14 protein-coding genes are annotated in these 17,409 nt (G+C 54.9%); 5 read left to right on the top strand and 9 right to left on the bottom strand.

The genetic code is table 11. The features are described 5' to 3' along the window. The first annotated feature begins 182 nt into the window (after window positions 1–182). From F7R27_RS09370 to aceF, 3 genes are all read left to right on the top strand, one after another. The gene (locus F7R27_RS09370) at window positions 183–944 is read left to right on the top strand and encodes an FCD domain-containing protein (protein WP_151703978.1); all 762 of its coding nucleotides are present in this window, start codon (window positions 183–185) and stop codon (window positions 942–944) included. Window positions 945–1,159: 215 nt separating this feature from the next. Beyond that, a complete protein-coding gene (gene aceE, locus F7R27_RS09365) occupies window positions 1,160–3,808 on the top strand; it encodes a pyruvate dehydrogenase (acetyl-transferring), homodimeric type (RefSeq protein ID WP_151704152.1) in 2,649 nt (882 codons plus the stop codon). Window positions 3,809–3,852: 44 nt separating this feature from the next. Then, window positions 3,853–5,808 carry a dihydrolipoyllysine-residue acetyltransferase gene (gene aceF / locus F7R27_RS09360; RefSeq protein ID WP_151703977.1) on the top strand — a complete coding sequence of 652 codons (1,956 nt, stop codon included), beginning with the start codon at window positions 3,853–3,855 and terminating at the stop codon, window positions 5,806–5,808. A 178-nt stretch (window positions 5,809–5,986) separates the two neighbouring features. Here the strand turns inward: aceF and F7R27_RS09355 are convergent, their stop codons facing one another. From F7R27_RS09355 to cysP, 5 genes are all read right to left on the bottom strand, one after another. After that, window positions 5,987–7,402: an MFS transporter gene (locus tag F7R27_RS09355; RefSeq protein WP_151703976.1), complete on the bottom strand. Its 1,416-nt coding sequence runs from the start codon at window positions 7,400–7,402 to the stop codon at window positions 5,987–5,989. Between the two features lie 118 nt (window positions 7,403–7,520). Further along, window positions 7,521–8,666: a sulfate/molybdate ABC transporter ATP-binding protein gene (locus tag F7R27_RS09350; RefSeq protein WP_151703975.1), complete on the bottom strand. Its 1,146-nt coding sequence runs from the start codon at window positions 8,664–8,666 to the stop codon at window positions 7,521–7,523. Then, window positions 8,663–9,517: a sulfate/thiosulfate ABC transporter permease CysW gene (gene cysW / locus F7R27_RS09345; RefSeq protein ID WP_151703974.1), complete on the bottom strand. Its 855-nt coding sequence runs from the start codon at window positions 9,515–9,517 to the stop codon at window positions 8,663–8,665. Before cysW ends, F7R27_RS09350 begins: the two co-directional genes overlap by 4 nt. Before the next feature lie 3 nt (window positions 9,518–9,520). Next, a complete protein-coding gene (gene cysT / locus F7R27_RS09340) occupies window positions 9,521–10,378 on the bottom strand; it encodes a sulfate/thiosulfate ABC transporter permease CysT (protein WP_151703973.1) in 858 nt (285 codons plus the stop codon). Window positions 10,379–10,402: 24 nt separating this feature from the next. Next, on the bottom strand, window positions 10,403–11,410 hold the full coding sequence (gene cysP, locus F7R27_RS09335; RefSeq protein ID WP_151703972.1) for a thiosulfate ABC transporter substrate-binding protein CysP: 1,008 nt from the start codon (window positions 11,408–11,410) through the stop codon (window positions 10,403–10,405). Window positions 11,411–11,699: 289 nt separating this feature from the next. On the opposite strand from cysP, the gene F7R27_RS09330 reads away from it, so the two are divergent. After that, entirely contained in the window at window positions 11,700–12,140 is a 441-nt protein-coding gene (locus tag F7R27_RS09330) for a GNAT family N-acetyltransferase (RefSeq protein ID WP_240776317.1), read from the top strand. A 17-nt stretch (window positions 12,141–12,157) separates the two neighbouring features. Here F7R27_RS09330 and F7R27_RS09325 read toward each other — a convergent pair whose 3' ends face one another. From F7R27_RS09325 to glcD, 4 genes are read right to left on the bottom strand one after another with little or no spacing between them, the layout of a single operon-like run. Further along, on the bottom strand, window positions 12,158–12,559 hold the full coding sequence (locus F7R27_RS09325) for a heme-binding protein (protein WP_151703971.1): 402 nt from the start codon (window positions 12,557–12,559) through the stop codon (window positions 12,158–12,160). A gap of 33 nt (window positions 12,560–12,592) precedes the next feature. Further along, on the bottom strand, window positions 12,593–13,813 hold the full coding sequence (glcF, locus tag F7R27_RS09320) for a glycolate oxidase subunit GlcF (RefSeq protein ID WP_151703970.1): 1,221 nt from the start codon (window positions 13,811–13,813) through the stop codon (window positions 12,593–12,595). A 15-nt stretch (window positions 13,814–13,828) separates the two neighbouring features. After that, window positions 13,829–14,923 (bottom strand): glycolate oxidase subunit GlcE, encoded by a 1,095-nt coding sequence (gene glcE, locus F7R27_RS09315; RefSeq protein ID WP_151703969.1) that lies wholly within the window; start codon window positions 14,921–14,923, stop codon window positions 13,829–13,831. Then, entirely contained in the window at window positions 14,923–16,422 is a 1,500-nt protein-coding gene (gene glcD / locus F7R27_RS09310) for a glycolate oxidase subunit GlcD (RefSeq protein WP_151703968.1), read from the bottom strand. The genes glcE and glcD overlap by 1 nt, the downstream gene beginning before the upstream one ends. Window positions 16,423–16,658: 236 nt before the next feature. Here glcD and glcC point away from each other — a divergent pair, with 236 nt between their 5' ends. After that, the gene (gene glcC, locus F7R27_RS09305) at window positions 16,659–17,408 is read left to right on the top strand and encodes a transcriptional regulator GlcC (RefSeq protein WP_151703967.1); all 750 of its coding nucleotides are present in this window, start codon (window positions 16,659–16,661) and stop codon (window positions 17,406–17,408) included. Window position 17,409: the final 1 nt, after the last annotated feature.

The raw sequence follows: 17,409 nt of genomic DNA, 5'->3' as shown, positions 1-17,409 counted from the left end.
TGAATCTTGATTGATGCTGTCAATCAAAATTCGGGTCTGTGTGGTACCTAGGGTAATTGCTTACATTGAAAAAGTGGTTAAACCAATTCAAGATTGAGCTTAGACTGAATCTGCATGATCTGTTAGTAAACCTGTTGTAAATTGATCGCTTGCGATCAAACTGATGAAAGTGGACGGAATGAATGGCATATCCCAGTGTAAAGCAGTCAAAAATATCAGATGTGATCATGCTGAAGATGGAGGAGATGATCCTGGAAGGTACCTTGCTACCGGGTCAGAAACTCCCGCCTGAGAGAGAGTTGGCTGTGCAGTTTGAGGTTTCGCGCCCGTCGCTGCGAGAGGCGGTGCAAAAGCTCGCGGCAAAGGGTTTGCTGATCAGTCGTCAGGGTGGTGGTACTTACGTATCTGAAAACCTGGGCGGGACTTTCTCCGATCCTTTGCTGGAGCTATTTCGCAATCATCCGGAAGCTCAGTATGATCTGCTTGAGTTCCGCCATGCTCTGGAGGGCGTATCTGCTTACTATGCTGCAGTTCGCAGTACCGCCGCGGACAAAAAAATCCTGCGCGAGCGTTATGAAGATCTGCAACGCTATCACGAACAGAAAGCCTTCGATAAGGAGGTGTCGGCAGATGTTGAATTTCACCTTGCTATTGCTGCCGCCACTCACAATATGGTGTTGCTGCATATGATGCGAGCGCTGTTCAATCTGATGAAGCAGCACATCGGCGATAACCTGAGAAATGTTTATCCGAAAGCCAACTGGCGCTCCAGTATCCATCATCAGCATGGTGTGTTGCTGGAAGCGATAGAGATGGGGGATCCTGAGAGGGCCAGGCAGGCTGCTCATGATCATCTGGTTTATGTCGAGGAGGCTTTACTGGAGCAGGGGAAGGAAAATACGCGGCTTGAGCGTGCGTTGCGCAGAGCTCATCTGCATCGGTAAAGTGATTTTTGTATTAAAACTACAGATAATGAGGTCTGTTTACGGCTTTTTACGATTTCAAAGGGTGTGGATAGACAAAAAGTGCATCTTTGTGTAGTATATTTACACAACTATAAGGGCCCCTGACTTTGCAGTGCAGCATGAAAAAAACTTTTCATGCGTCTAGTCTAAGAGGACTCATCCATCAAGTGTCTGGAGAATTCAAGGTGCAAGATATGATTGAAGATGTGGATCCGATTGAAACGCAGGAATGGCTTGACGCACTGGAGTCCGTCGCCAAGAACGAAGGCGATGAGCGCGCACGGTTTATTCTGAAGGAGCTGGGCAGAAAAGCGTCTGACATAGGTGTTGGTTCTACCGGCACGATAACGACCCCGTACCGCAATACGATCCCACCCCGCGACGAAGTGAAAATGCCGGGTGATCTGTTCATGGAGCGCCGAATCCGCTCCTTTATCCGCTGGAATGCCATGGCAATGGTGATGCGGGCCAACGACAACGATGAAGGTCTTGGCGGTCACATTTCCAGTTTTTCTTCTGCTGCAACTCTTTATGATATTGGCTTTAACTATTTTTTCCATGGTCCGGATGGTGACCGTGAATCAGATATGGTGTTCTTTCAGGGACATATCTCTCCCGGTATCTATGCCCGTGCTTATCTCGAAGGCCGACTGACTGAAGAGCAGCTGGATAATTTCCGTCGTGAAGTCGACGGTAATGGTCTGTCGTCCTACCCCCATCCCTGGCTGATGCCGGACTTCTGGCAATTCCCGACTGTTTCCATGGGGCTGGGCCCGATCCAGGCGATCTATCAGGCGCACATCATGCGCTACCTGTCTGCTCGCAGCCTGATTCAACGTGGCGAGCGTAAAGTCTGGGCATTCCTGGGTGATGGTGAGTGTGATGAGCCGGAATCGCTGGGTGCTATCTCACTGGCAGGTCGTGAGCAGCTGGAAAACCTCGTATTCGTCATCAACTGTAACCTGCAGCGTCTGGATGGACCGGTGCGTGGTAACGGTAAGATCGTTCAGGAGCTGGAATCCATTTTCCGTGGTGCCGGCTGGAACGTGATCAAATGCCTGTGGGGTCGCCACTGGGATCCGTTGTTCGAGAAAGATGATAAAGGTCTGCTGCAAAAACGCATGGATGAAGTGTGCGATGGCGAGCTGCAGAACTGTAAGGCCAATGGCGGCGCCTATACCCGCGAGCACTTCTTTGGCAAATATCCTGAGCTGCTTGAGATGGTCAAGGATATGTCGGATCAGGATATCATGAACCTGAACCGGGGCGGTCATGACCCCTATAAAGTCTATGCAGCCTACCATGCGGCGATGAATCACAAGGGTCAGCCGACCGTGATTCTGGCACAGACAGTCAAGGGTTACGGAACAGGCAAGTCAGGCGAAGCGAAGAACGACACTCACTCACTGAAGAAAGTGGCACTGGAAGATCTCAAGTCCTTCCGTGATAACTTCAATATTCCGGTGAATGATGATCAGCTGAAAGAGCTGCCCTATTACCGTCCTGCGCCGGACTCTCCGGAAATGAAGTACATGTTCGAGCGCCGTAAGTCGCTTGGGGGCTTCTATCCGGCACGCCGTCAGGAGTTTGCCAAGCTGGAGATTCCAGCGCTGGAAGATTTTGCCAGCCAGTTGAAATCGACAGGCGAACGTGAAATCTCCACCCAGATGGCGATGAACCGTGTGCTCAGCACGCTGGTCAAGGATAAGAATATCGGTGAGCGGATTGTGCCGATCGTACCGGACGAGGCACGTACCTTCGGTATGGAGGGTATGTTCCGTCAGCTGAGCATCTACACCTCTGAAGGGCAGCGCTACACTCCTCAGGATCGTGATCAGATCATGTTCTATAAGGAGTCCAAGACCGGTCAGATACTTGAGGAAGGTATTAACGAGTCGGGAGCATTCAGTGCGTGGCTGGCTTGTGCAACCTCCTACAGCAACAACAACTGCCCGATGATTCCGTTCTACATCTTCTACTCCATGTTCGGCTTCCAGCGCGTGATGGATCTGACCTGGGCGGCCGGTGACAGCCAGGCGCGCGGTTTCCTGATCGGTGCGACCTCAGGACGTACAACGCTGAACGGTGAAGGTCTGCAGCATCAGGATGGTCACAGCCACCTGATGGCACAGATGATTCCCAACTGTGTCAGCTATGATCCGACCTATGGCTATGAGCTGACCGTGATCATTCAGGATGGTCTGCGCCGGATGTTCCAGGAGCAGGAGAACAAGTTCTACTATGTCACCACGCTGAATGAAAACTACCAGCACCCTGAAATGCCGGTGGGTGTTGAAGAGGGTATCGTCAAGGGGATGTATCTGCTCGAAGAGGGCAAGAAGGCAGACCTGCGCGTACAGCTGATGGGTTGTGGTTCAATTCTGCGCGAAGTACGTGAAGCCGCGACGATTCTGCGTGAAGACTATGGTATCGAATCTGATGTCTGGAGCACCACGTCGATCAATGAGCTGCGTCGCGATGCTCAGGCGGTATATCGCTGGAACATGCTGCACCCTGAAGATCAGCCTCGCGAGTCTTACCTGGAGCAGTGCCTCAGAGGTCACGACGGTCCTGTCATCGCATCTACTGATTACATGCGCATGTATGCCGATCAGTTGAGGGAGTATATCCCGCGCCGCTACAAGGTGCTGGGTACTGATGGTTATGGACGCTCCGATACGCGCTCTAAACTGCGTGAGTTCTTTGAGGTGAATCGCCACTATGTTGTGCTGGCGGCACTCAAGGCACTGCAGGAGGAGGGCAAGTTGGAAGCTTCAGTTGTCGCCAAGGCCATGAAGAAGTTCAATATCAACCCCGACAAACCGGCCCCCTGGACCGTGTAAGTCGGCCGCTGAACATCTGACTGGTTAAGCGAGAGGACATTATTGTGAGCACAATTACTATTACAGTACCGGATATTGGCGGCCACGACGGGGTCGATATCATTGAAGTTTGCGTTAAAGAGGGTGACACGATCGCTGAAGGCGATTCCCTGATCGTACTGGAAACTGACAAGGCCTCGATGGAAGTGCCTTCAACGGCGTCTGGCGTTGTGAAGAAGATTCTGGTCCAGGAGGGTGGTACCTGCTCAGAAGGGGATGCCATTGTTGAGCTGGAGGCAGCCGGTGAAGCTGCTGCTCCTGAAGCTGAAGCACCCAAAGCGGCACCTGCAGCGGCACCTGCCGCCACCCCTGCTGCTGCGCCAGCTGCAGCAGCATCAGTGTCTGTTGAGAAAATTCTGATCCCTGATCTGAGTGGTGCAACAGATGTCGATGTTATCGAAGTGCTGGTGAAAGTGGGTGACACTGTCGCCGAAGGTGACAGCATCATCGCGCTGGAAACCGACAAGGCCTCGATGGAAGTACCTGCTCCGAAAGCGGGTGTCATCAAGTCGATGAGCATTAAAGAGGGTGATAAGGTCAACGAAGGTGATCTGTTGCTTGAACTGGAGGTTAGCGGTGGCGAGGCTGAGAGTGCTGTAGCGAGCGCGCCGGCAGCTACAGAGTCCGCGCCAGCAGCTCCTGCACCTGCAGCAGCCGCTCCAGCCACCTCAGGCGGTATCGAGAAGGTATTGATCCCCGACCTCAGTGGTGCCTCCGATGTTGATGTCATTGAGGTGCTGGTCAAGGTGGGTGATACGGTTGCAGAGGGCGACGGTATCATCACACTGGAAACCGACAAGGCCTCGATGGAAGTACCTGCCCCGAAAGCGGGTGTCATCAAGTCGATGAGTATCAAAGAGGGTGATAAGGTCAACGAGGGTGATCTGCTGATTGAGCTGGAAGTGGCTGGCAGTGCTCCAGCACCGGCTCAGGCTCCAGCGGCATCCGCAGCGGCTCCTGCTCCTGCTCCCGCGGCAGCTGCGCCAAAAGCGGCTGCTCCGGCGGCTGGCAAGTCAGTTGATCTGGGATCGCTGGAAAAGAAAAACCGCAGCGTGCATGCAGGTCCAGCGGTGCGTGCCCTGGCGCGTGAGTTTGGTGTGGATCTGGCCAGCGTTAAAGGCTCAGGACCCAAAGGGCGTGTACTGAAAGAGGATGTTCAGAACTACGTCAAGGAAACGCTGAAGCGGGTCAGTCAGGGGGCTACAGCCACTGCTGTTGCGGGGTCCGGTATTCCGGCTATTCCGGCAGTCGATTTCAGTCAGTTTGGTGAGATAGAGCTGGTCAAGCTGACCAAGATCGACCGCCTGACCCGCGATAACATGTCGCGCTGCTGGTTGAATATTCCTCACGTCACACAGTTTGATGAGGCCGATATCACCGAGCTGGAAGCTTTCCGCAAGGAGATGAAGGAAGAGGCGCTGAAGGCGGGTGTCAAACTGACTCCTCTGCCGTTCATGATCAAGGCTGCGGCCATTGCGCTGAGTCGTCACCAGAAGTTCAATGCATCACTGCACGCTGATGGTGAGCATGTTGTTTACAAGAAATACATCAATATCGGTCTGGCGGTTGATACGCCGAATGGTTTGATGGTTCCTGTGATCAAGGATGCCGACAAGAAGAGTATCTACCAGTTGTCGCTTGAAGCGAATGAGCTGGCTGGCAAGGCCAAGGATCGTAAGCTCAAGCCAAACGAGATGCAGGGTGCCTGCTTTACCATCTCCAGTCTGGGTGGGATTGGTGGCACTGGCTTTACCCCCATCGTGAATGCGCCTGAAGTGGCCATTCTGGGTGTTTCCAAAGCGGATATCAAACCGCGCTGGAACGGTAAGGAGTTTGTGCCGCGCACCATGTTGCCTCTGTGTCTGTCCTACGACCACAGAGCGATCAATGGCAGTGATGCCGGTCGCTTCCTGACCGAGCTGAATGGACTGCTGAGCGATATCCGTCGCCTGGCACTCTGATGCTATCAGGCACCGGCTTCTGCCGGTGCCTGATATTTCTGTTGGTTTGATTCCCCCGCTTTTATCCTGACTCTTCGTGTCAGTCTCTCGCTTTGCCGTTACCTCTTTGCACACCCCTTTACTTTACGAATCTGCACATCAGTTTTGCTCAGCACTTGTCTCTGATTCTGTGTGCGCTTTACTCTGGACGCGTCACATTTCCGCGAGAATAGGAGAACCAGGCGGCCGCCAGGGTATACAGGCAAGCTAATCCCAATGCAATCCGAATCACCAGCAGCAGGGCCGGATATTGATCGGGTGCGAGTTGAGTATTGCCGAGCACGTGATTGAACAGCAGTACCACTATGGCCATGCTGCAAAGGTTCCCCAGCGTCCTGGCGAGGTTCAGCATGGCGGACGCAGCACTGAGACGATCCTGGTTCACCGAGCTCATGGCAGCGTTGTTGTTGGGGGTCGAAAAGAGACCAAAACCTATACCCAGAAGCAACAGGCCGACAACCACCAGAGTCAGGCTACTCTCCATGCTGATCCAGAAGAGGACCGCAAAGCCACTGCAGAACAGCAGGCAGCCGGTGGTCGCGATCAATCTCGGTTGGTAACGGTCTGACAGTTTTCCGGCCAGTGGAGCGAGTATCGCCATCGCCAGTGCCTGAATCAGAATCAACTGCCCTGAGCTGGTTGGAGACATCCCCTCGATGTATTGCAGATACAGGCTGAGCAGAAACAGAACAGGATAGTGCGCGCCATACATGAACAGGCTGGCCAGTATGGAACGGTTGAATACCCGGTTGTCGGCCAGAGCCTTGAGCCTGATCAGCGGTGCAGGCGCAACGCTCTGCTGGCGCAGGAAAAGGGCCAGAAACAGGAGCCCTGCCAGAAAAAGTACGACATATCCAGGGCCTGGCAGGCCGGATAACCCAAAGAAGAAGGCGGTGGTCCAGATTGAAAACAGCACGGTACCTGCCCAGTCAAAGCGCTCCCGTTGCTCGCTTTTCCAGTCGCCCTTGAGGTAGACATTCACGAGAAGGATCGCCAGCAGAATGAAGGGGACAGGTACCCAGAACACACTGCGCCAGCCCAGCACTTCCGTCAGCCAGCCGCCAATCAGAGGGCCAGCCGTGAGGCCAAGATAGACGGAGGTAGCGGTGAACCCCAACGCCGTGCCCCGGTTGCTGGAGTTGAATATTGAGCTGACAATGGCCATTGCGGTGCCGAAGATCAAAGCGCCAGCTATGCCTTGCAGGACGCGAACCACCAGTAACCACTCAATGGACCCAACCAGCAGCACCATCAGTGAGCTGAGTGCAAAGAAGGCGATGCCGATATTGAATACGCGTTTGCGGCCCACCATGTCGGCCAGTCTGCCAGCCGGCAGCATCAGCAGAATACTGCCCCAGAGATTGATCGTGGGTACCCAGCTCACCAAAACGGCGTCGGCCTGAAGATCGGTGGCGATGGCGGGTAAAGCCAGATTGACGGCAGACATTGAAAGTGGCGCGATGAAGGTGGCGATACAGATGCTGAGCAATGCTATCCAGCGTGCCGCCGGGTTCTGATCATAATACGCCTGACTTTCTGTATGGCTGCTGCTCACGATGCCTCCTTGGATTAACTGCCTTCATCATAGTACAGCAGGAGGTGAAATTTTTACCCATACAGTTTTTGTCGGGAAGCAGGATACAGACATGGTGCCAGTCCTGCTGCTGTATCGCTTAAGCCATGGCGCTTGCCATCCTGGTTGTCCGTTGCGGAGCAGGCAGGTCGTTTTGCCAGTGAAAGGTCAACGGCTCCTTATCCTGCTCACTGAACAGGTGCCCAACTTCCGGTACAGCGTAGCAGGTATCTCCGCGCATCGGTTGCCAGGCATTGTAAGTCGAGTGGCTGATACCTATCTCCCAGGGCTCATCACTGTGCCAGCCCTGAGGCTGCAGCTCCAGTCTGACTTCGGCACCGATCAGGCTGACGGCATTGATGCTCAGGGGCAGGTGGGCCTGGGTGCAGGGGTGGGATTGCAGGCGCACCTCATGCGGTCTCAGGTATAGTTGGCCGCTTGTGTGATCTGCCGCTATTCCCGGCAGATTCACCCAGGCTTCACCCTGCTGCAGGCGTCCATGATCTATCTCTCCGCGGATCACATTGGTATGGCCCAGGAAGTCGAAGACAAAGCGACTGTCGGGGCGCGAATACAGCTTTTGCGGTGTGTCGACCTGCTCTATGCGACCGGCGCTCATCACCACTACCTGATCAGACAGTTCCAGCGCCTCTTCCTGATCATGGGTGACAAATACACTGGTAAAGTGCAGTTCATCATGCAGACTGCGCAGCCAGCGACGCAGCTCTTTACGCACCTTGGCATCCAGCGCACCGAAGGGCTCATCCAGCAGCAGAACCTGAGGCTGCATCGCCAGCGCCCTGGCGAGTGCCACACGCTGTTTCTGACCACCCGATAATTGAGCAGGGTAGCGGTTGGCCAGATGGCCAAGTTGCACCATCTCCAGCAGCTCACCTACGCGCTTTCGAATCTCGGCCTTGTTCGGCCTCTCCGGTTTCGGCATCACCTCCAGCCCGAACGCGATGTTCTGCGATACGGTCATATGCCTGAACAGCGCATAGTGCTGAAACACAAAGCCGACACGACGCTGACGCACGTGGATATCCGTGACATCCTGGCCGTGAAAATAGACCTTTCCTGTGTCGGGTGTTTCCAGCCCGGCAATGATCCGCAACAGGGTGGTCTTGCCGGAGCCAGAGGGGCCGAGCAGACCTGTCAACTGACCATCGGGGATCTCCAGCGACAGCGGCTGCAGCGCCTGGAAACGGCCAAAATGCTTACTGATATTTTCAACCCGGATGCTCATAAGATTTCCTCGCTCAGACGGCTGCGCTGACGGGCCTGGCGCCACTCCACCAGGGATTTGACAATCAACGTGATCATGGCAATACCTGCCAGCAGAGAGGCGCTGGTAAAGGCGCCGACCGCATTGTAATCCTGATACAGCAACTCGACATGCAGTGGCAGGGTGTTGGTTTCACCGCGGATATTGCCGGATACCACCGACACGGCACCGAACTCTCCCACGGCTCGGGCGTTGGTCAGAACCACGCCATAGAGCAGCGCCCATTGTATGTTGGGCAGAGTTACGCGACGAAACAGTTGCCAGCCGCTGGCGCCCAGCGTCACGCCGGCTTCCTCTTCCTCCTTGCCCTGTTGCTGCATCAGAGGGATCAGTTCGCGTGCCACAAAGGGGCAGGTAACGAAAACAGTCACCATCAGAATACCCGGCCAGGCAAACATCAGCTGAATATCCTGATCATAAAGCCAGCGCCCGATCCAGCCATTGGAGCCATAGAGCAACAGGTAGAGCAGGCCAGCCACGACAGGCGAGACAGCAAAGGGGATATCGATCAGCGTAATCAGCAGTTTGCGACCGGTGAACTCGAAACGGGTGACCAGCCAGGCCAGAAAGACGCCGAACACCAGATTGATCGGCACGGTCAGGGCCGCGACAAAAAGCGTCAGCCCTATGGCGTGCAGGGTGTAGTGATCCAGCAGATTATCGAGATAGGTCTGCAGCCCGCCCTGAAAAGCCTGAACAAATATAGCAACCAGAGGCATCACCAACAGCAGGGTGGTCAGGCTCAGTGCCAGTCCGATCAGGCTCCATTTGACCCAGGGTTGGTCGCCAACGCGTAGTCTGTGAGGTGTCATGGTTCAGCGTCCATGTATGCGGCGCAGATAGTGCGCCTGCCAGATATTGATCATAAATAACAGGAGCAGTGATGCCATGAGCACCACCGACGCGATGGCGCTGGCACCTGCATAGTCGAACTCCTGCAGCCGGATAAAAATCATCAGGCTGGTGATCTCACTGATATAGGGCATATTGCCTGCAATGAAGATAACTGCACCAAACTCACCCAGGCTGCGAGTGAAGGAGAGGGCGATCCCGGTGAGCAGTCCCGGCCAGAGGCTAGGGAAGACCACGCGGCGAAACACGCTCAGATCCGATCCGCCCATGGTGATGGCGGCCTCTTCATCCTCCGGTGCCAGATCCTCAAGTACCGGTTGTACGGTTCTGACCACGAACGGCAAACTGGTGAAGGACATGGCGACAATAATGCCAAGAGGTGTATAGGCCACCTTGATACCCGCCTCTGCCAGAATGGAACCATACCAGCCATTTTCGGCAAACAGTGCCGCCAGTGTGATCCCGGCAACGGCGGTAGGCAGTGCAAAGGGCAGATCCATCAGGGCATCGACTATGCGCTTTCCGGGAAATTCATAACGCACGAGTACCCAGGCCAGCAGCAGTCCGAACACACCGTTGAACAGAGCAGCAATGGCAGCAGCATAGAGAGTCACTTTATAGGAAGCGACAACACGGGGATCACTGATGACGTACCAGTACTCGTTCCAGCTCATGCCCGCCGTCTGTATGATCAACCCTGTGATGGGTAGCAGCAGAACCAGGCTGATAAACAGCAGAGAGATACCCATGCTCAGCGCAAACCCCGGCAGCACGCGCTTGCCGGGGTTCAGGAGAAGAGGTTGGCTGATGGCCACTGTCATGGTTGGTGAATCCTCACGGATGGATCAGCGACGCTGCAACTGGTCGAGTTTGCCGCCATTGCTGAAATGCTCAGCCATGGCGTTTTCCCAGCTACCGGCGATCTGCTCAACACTCAGCAACTCAACGGCAGGGAAACGATCGGCAAACTCAGTCTGAACGGTTTCGTTGTGAACGCGGTAGTTGAATCCTGCCAGTAGTCTCTGTGCATCCTCGGAGTAAAGCTCTTCCAGATACGCCTGTGCCAGCTCCAGGTTGCCGTTACGCTCGGCGTGGCGCTGCACAACTGCCACCGGGAACTCAGCCAGGAAGCTGACAGGTGGTACTACCACCTCAAAGCCATGATCCGGGTACTCGGCAATGATGTTGTTCACTTCCGATTCGAAGGTGATCAGAACATCACCGATGCTACGCTCAACAAAAGTGGTGGTGGCACCGCGCCCGCCTGTGTCAAAAACGGCTACACGTGACAGGAAGGTACGGACAAAGTCATCCACCTGCACTGTGTCGTTGTCATGGGCTTTCTGCGCATAGCCATAGGCAGCCAGATAGGTGTAGCGGCCGTTACCGGACGTTTTCGGGTTGGGGAAAACACTGCTGACATCGTCACGTGCCAGGTCATCCCAGTTACTGACCCCCTTTGGATTACCCTGGCGGACCAGAAACGCCATGGTTGAGTAATAGGGGGAACTGGCATTGGGTAACTGTTCACGCCAGTCAACCGGGACCAGGTTTCCACGCTGATGCAGAATATCGATATCAGTCACCTGGTTGAAGGTGACCACATCCGCACGAAGACCTTCAATGATCGCCTGAGCCTGTCGTGAAGAGCCGCCGTGTGATTGGCGAATCTCAATATCCTTTCCGGTAGTGGTTTTCCAGTGAGCAGCAAAATGCTCGTTGTAGCTGGCAAACAGCTCTCGAGCGATATCATAGGATGAGTTGAGCAGTTGGTCGCTGGCCAGCGTGGAGCCTGATGCGACTGACAGGGCCAGTATCGCAGCGGTGGTTCTGACCTTTTTGTAGAGTTTCATCTGTGACTCCGAGTATTCTTTAAAAGAATAATGAATATAAAATTTAGTAACCAAATATTATAACCAGTTAAATTTTTACTCAAGCCTTCTCTTTATGATATTTTCTTCGGTATATCTAACACTTATATATAAGGCTTACCTTAACTAGTGCCTGCTTTATCCCAATTGAACCAGAAGGTGACCTCAAATAGGGCAGATGACGTATTCTGCTCTTTATTTATGCACTGAAACGTAATAGCGTCTCAGCTTGTAATCCAACTGAAATACAATCCGACAGGTTAAGAGAATAATGATGATAAGACCTTTCAACTTAGCGGATATGGATCAGGTGCTGCAGGTCTGGCTGGATGCTTCCGTGCTGGCACATGATTTTGTCGATGGAGAGTTCTGGGCATCCAGAATCGAAGATATGCGGCATATCTATCTGCCCCTTTCAGAGATCTATGTCTATGAAGAAAACGGCATCATCCAGGGCTTTCTCTCGTTGCAGGACGATACTCTTGCAGCCTTGTTCATTCGACCGGAATATCAGGGTCGGGGAATCGGTTTTCAACTGATGGAGATGGCCAAGGAGGAGCGTGAGAGGCTGGATCTGGCTGTGTACAAGTGTAACTGGCGCAGTGTGGACTTCTATGAGCGTTGTGGTTTTCAGCCGGTACGCGAACAGACGGATCAGCACACAGGCCAGACCGAAGTGGTCATGACCTGGTACCTTGAGCAGGCAGCCTGAGCAGGCTGCTGATCAAATCAGATGGCGCTGATGGCGGCACGTGCCACCTGAGCGTCCTGATCGGACTTGACGCCAGACACACCGACAGCGGCGACCACCTGGCCATCCACTACCAGTGGTACTCCACCCTCAAGAGTGGCGCTGATCACGGGCGCCGACAGGAAGGCGGTGCGGCCGGCGTTGATCATCTCTTCGTAGATCTTGGTTTCACGGCGTCCGAGCGCTGAAGTGCGGGCTTTTTCCATGGCGATATAGGAAGAGACGGGTGCACAGTTGTCCAGTCGCAGCATGGCAAGTGGATGGCCGCCATCATCGACGATGGCAATGGCAACGGCCCAGTTGTTGGCTTCTGCTTCTGCTCTGGCGGCTGCCAGCATTTTCTGTGCTTCATCCAGTGTCAGTACGGGTTTGCTGTTCATTATTGTTCTCCGGTCAGTTCAATGATTAATCAGTTATTCGGTCAGGGCTTCATCCACCAGTTCGATCCAATGCTTGACCGGGGTCCTGCCTGCGCCATCCAGATGAGTCTGACAGCCGATATTGGCAGTTACGATCAGCTCTGGATTGCCGCTCTCCAGTGCATCCAACTTGTTGTCTCGCAGCTGTTTGGACAGCACCGGTTGCGTGATTGAGTAGGTCCCGGCTGATCCACAGCACAGGTGTGCATTTGGTACCTGAGTCAGGCTGAAACCCAGCCGCGTCAGTACTGCTTCCACTGCACCACCCAGTTTCTGGGCATGCTGAAGGGTGCAGGGACAGTGAAAGGCCAGGCGTTTGCTGCTGTTTATCTGCAGGCTTTCCAGCTTCTCGGCACGCAGTATTTCGACCAGATCCAGTGCCAGTTCACTGACTCGTCTGGCCTTCTCGGCATACGCCGGATCATCCTTCAGTAGATGTCCATACTCTTTGACGAACGCGCCGCAGCCACTGGCGGTCTGTATAATCGCTTCGGCACCCGCCTCTATCGCTGGCCACCAGGCGTCTATGTTGCGTCTGGCGCGCTGCAGTCCGGCATCCTGGGCATTAAGATGGTACTCCATGGCGCCACAGCAGCCAGCTTCACGTGCCACCTGTACCTGAATCCCCAACCGATCCAGCACGCGTGCGGTGGCAGCATTGGTAACGGGCGACAGGGTCGGCTGCACGCAGCCCTCCAGTATCAGCATCCGGCGCGTGTGCTGCGTGTTCGGTCGAGTGCCGGGGGGAGTTATCCGTGCCGGCAGCTTGCTGCTGAGTGATTTCGGCAGCACTGGGGTCAATAATCGCCCAAACTTGACTGACGAGTCAAATATTATTGGATTGGGTATCACCTGCCTCAGAAAAAAACGCATCAGCTTTTCACCAACCGGTCGCTCAACCTTCTCTTCAACCATGGCGCGCCCGATATCCAGCAGGCTGTGATACTCCACTCCTGAGGGGCAGGTGGTTTCGCAGTTGCGACAGGTCAGGCATCGATCCAGATGGGTCTGAGTGGCGCGTGTCACCTCCTCACCTTCCAGCATCTGTTTGATCAGGTAGATACGCCCTCTGGGGCTGTCCAGCTCATCACCCAGTAGCTGGTAGGTTGGGCAGGTGGCGGTACAGAAACCACAGTGAACACAGCTGCGCAGTATGGCTTCAGCCTCGGCTGCACGTGGCAGTTTTCTGGCTTCATCAGACAGATTTGTTTGCATCACTCAGTTCCTGATTCAGAGAAGGGCATAGAGCCGACCAAGGTTGAAAATTGCTGATGGGTCCAGCTTCTGTTTGAGTTGCTGATGGTGCTTCATCAACAGCGGTGGCAGCGGCTGGAAAGGATACTCACTGTGGCCGGGGGTATAGCAGGTGGCATGACCACCCAATGACAGTGCCAGTTGCTGAACGGCATGTTCCGACATATCCGTTTTCAGCCAGCGCTGTGCACCGCCCCAGTCGATCAGTTCATCGCCTTCGGTGTTCAAAAGCGGTGAATGGTTGGGTAGTGAAAGGCGCCAGAGTGGGCGTGGATCACTGAAAAATGGCAGGGTCAGTTCTCTCAGTTGTGTCCAGAAGGCTGGGTCCAGCTCATCGCCGCCGAGCATCTCTGTGGCATCCTTGACTGATCCCGTGCCGCCTTCAAGGCGAAGATGCAAGGCGTTGCCATCATGACAGGCTGCGGTGATCGGAAATGGCTTCTGCCCCCATTCGGAAAGTTTCTGAAGAGCTGCCCCAGGATCCATCTCGAGGCTGAGATGCGCGCTGGCGCGGGGTTTTGGAAGGACTTTCATCGAGGCTTCGGTGATGATGCCAAGTGTGCCATAGCTGCCCACCAGCAGACGGGACAGATCATACCCGGCGACGTTCTTCATCACCTCACCACCAAAACGCAGCAGCTTGCCCTGGCCGGTGATCACGCGTGTGCCGAGTACGAAGTCGCGGGCCGAGCCTGTCCAGGGGCGGCGGGGGCCGGAAAGGCCACTCGCCAGCATACCACCCACTGTGGCGCGATCACTGAAATGCGGTGGTTCGAATGCCAGCATCTGTCCTTGTGCATCCAGCTCGGCCTGCAGTGTGCTCAGACGCGTTCCGGCTCTGACCGTGATCACCAGCTCGGTCGGGTCATAAGTGACTATCCCTCGGTGCGGACTGATATCCAGCAGTTCACCGGGAACGCTGTGGCCGAGAAAAGACTTGCTGCCACCACCCTGAATGGATAGTGGGGTACGGCTGTGAATCGCCGAGCAGACTTGCTCCAGCAGGGCCGCCTCGGTATCGGAGGCAGCGCGTTCGCCGGGGCGGTGTGAGTGTTGTTCAACCTGACTCATCAGAAACGCTCCAGTTCGGGGAAGGGCAGTTCGCCATTATGAATATGCATGGCGCCAAACTCGGCACAGCGGTGCAGGGTCGGGATATTCTTGCCGGGATTGAGCAGACATTGCGGATCAAAGGCGGCTTTCACGGCATGGAAAAGCTCCAGCTCATCATCATTGAACTGGGTGCACATCTGGTTGATCTTTTCGCGCCCGACGCCATGCTCTCCGGTAATGGACCCGCCGACCTTGACGCACAGCTCCAGAATCTTGCCGCCCAGCTCTTCGGCACGCTCAAGTTCGCCCTCCTGATTGGCATCAAACAGAATCAGCGGATGCATATTGCCATCACCGGCATGGAAAACGTTTGCCACTCTCAGACCATAGGTGTCTGACAGATCGGCAATTCCCTGGAGTACATGGGGCAGTTCACGCCGCGGGATGGTGCCATCCATGCAGTAGTAATCAGGTGACATGCGACCGACAGCCGGGAAGGCATTTTTTCGACCTGCCCAGAAACGCTGACGCTCTGCTTCATCCTTCGCGATGCGGATTTCGGTCGCACCGGCTGCTTCCAGCACGTTGCGTACGGTATCGGTATCTTCGTTGACATCCGACTCGACACCATCCAGTTCGCACAGGAGGATGGCGGCGGCTTCTACCGGATAGCCTGCATGGATGAAGTCTTCGGCGGCACGAATGGCCAGATTGTCCATCATCTCCAGCCCGCCGGGAATGATCCCGGCTGAGATGATCTCTCCGACGGCGCGGCCGGCCTTACCGATATCGTCAAAACTGGCCATCAGCACGCGAGCCATGGGCGGTTTCGGCAGGAGCTTGACCGTGACTTCCACCACGATGCCGAGCATCCCTTCCGAACCGGTAAAAAGTGCCATCAGATCATAGCCTGCGGCGTCCAGAGCGTGGCTGCCAAGCGTCATGCGCTCACCCTCGACTGTGACTATCTCCACCTGCAGCAGGTTATGGACCGTCAGGCCATATTTAAGACAGTGTACGCCACCGGCGTTTTCCGCGACATTACCACCGATCGAGCAGGCGATCTGAGAGGAGGGGTCGGGGGCATAGTAGAGCTGATGTGCGGCCGCGGCTTCCGAGATTGCCAGATTACGCACGCCAGGCTGCACACGCGCACAGCGAGCCTCGGGATCTATTTCCAGAATCCGGTTGAATCTGGCCATTACCAGCAGCACCCCTTTCTCCAGTGGCAGGGCACCACCCGATAACCCGGTGCCGGCGCCTCTGGCAACCACCGGGACGTGGCGCTGGTGACAGATGCGCATGATCTGTTGCACCTGCTCGATCCTGTCTGGCAGCACCACCAGCAAAGGCGTGGTGCGATAAGCCGACAGGCCATCACACTCGTAGGGTTTTAGATCTTCGCGCTGGTGCAGTATCTGAAGCTCGGGCATGTCGGTTCGCAGAGCATTCAGCAGCGCTGGCTTGTCTACATCCGGCAATGCGCCGTCTATGCGTTCGTCATGGAGAATGTTCATCCGAGGCTCCGCCTGAGTGGATCCAGTTGTCTTGACTGGAATAAGGGTACTGAAAACCGCTTCAGTTTGGTGTTATTCTTGTGTCAGTCAATGTAAATGTTTACTGGTCCTACCAGTTTATCTATTTTCAATTATACTGTTTGCTTGTAATTGCATTAAATATCATGCATTTAGATATTATAGATGGTTTTTAATCTTGTGCTTTCAAACTGGTCATACCAGTAGAGGTATGTGAGATGGAAAAACGACATATTGCCGATGTTGTGGCGGGGCGTATCGAGCACCTGATACTGGATGGTATCTTGAAGGTAGGGCAGAGACTGCCCTCCGAGAGAAGCTTGTCGGAAAAGCTGGGTTTCTCACGCTCGGCCCTGCGTGAAGGGCTGAACGTGCTGCGTGGGCGCGGCATTATTGAGACGCGCCAGGGTAAGGGTTCGTTTGTTGCCAGAATGATGGGTGATGCGCCAACCACGCCTCTGATGCATCTGTTCAGCGATCACCCCCGCACCCTTTATGATCTGCTCGAGGTCCGGGCACTGCTGGAGGGTGAGTCGGCGCGGCTGGCAGCACTGCGTGGAACGGAGGCGGATTTTATCATGATCAGGCGACGCTATGAGGAGATGGTCGCAGCCAATAGTCGTGATGATGTTGAGCCGCAGCAGCACGCACATCTGGATCATGCTTTCCATCTGGCGATCTGTCAGGCATCGCACAATCCGGTACTGGTGCAGACCTTGCAATCGCTGACGGATCTGTTGATCAGCTCGGTCTTTGCATCGGTCAACAATCTTTACCACCGACCTGTGCAAAAACGCCAGATCGATCGTCAGCATGCGCGGCTTTATCGCGCCGTGGTGGATCGCTTGCCGGAGCAGGCGAGACGGGCGGCACTGGATCATATCTCCAGTATTCGCGATAACCTGCAGGAGATAGAAGCGGAGGAGCAGCGCCTGGTGAGAGCCTCAATGCGCCTGAATGGCTGGTAAC

The sequence above is a fragment of the Nitrincola alkalilacustris genome, from assembly GCF_008973755.1.
Taxonomy (GTDB): domain Bacteria; phylum Pseudomonadota; class Gammaproteobacteria; order Pseudomonadales; family Balneatricaceae; genus Nitrincola; species Nitrincola alkalilacustris.
Note: the sequence above shows the minus strand (reverse complement) of the source record. Positions and strands in the feature narration are given on the sequence as shown.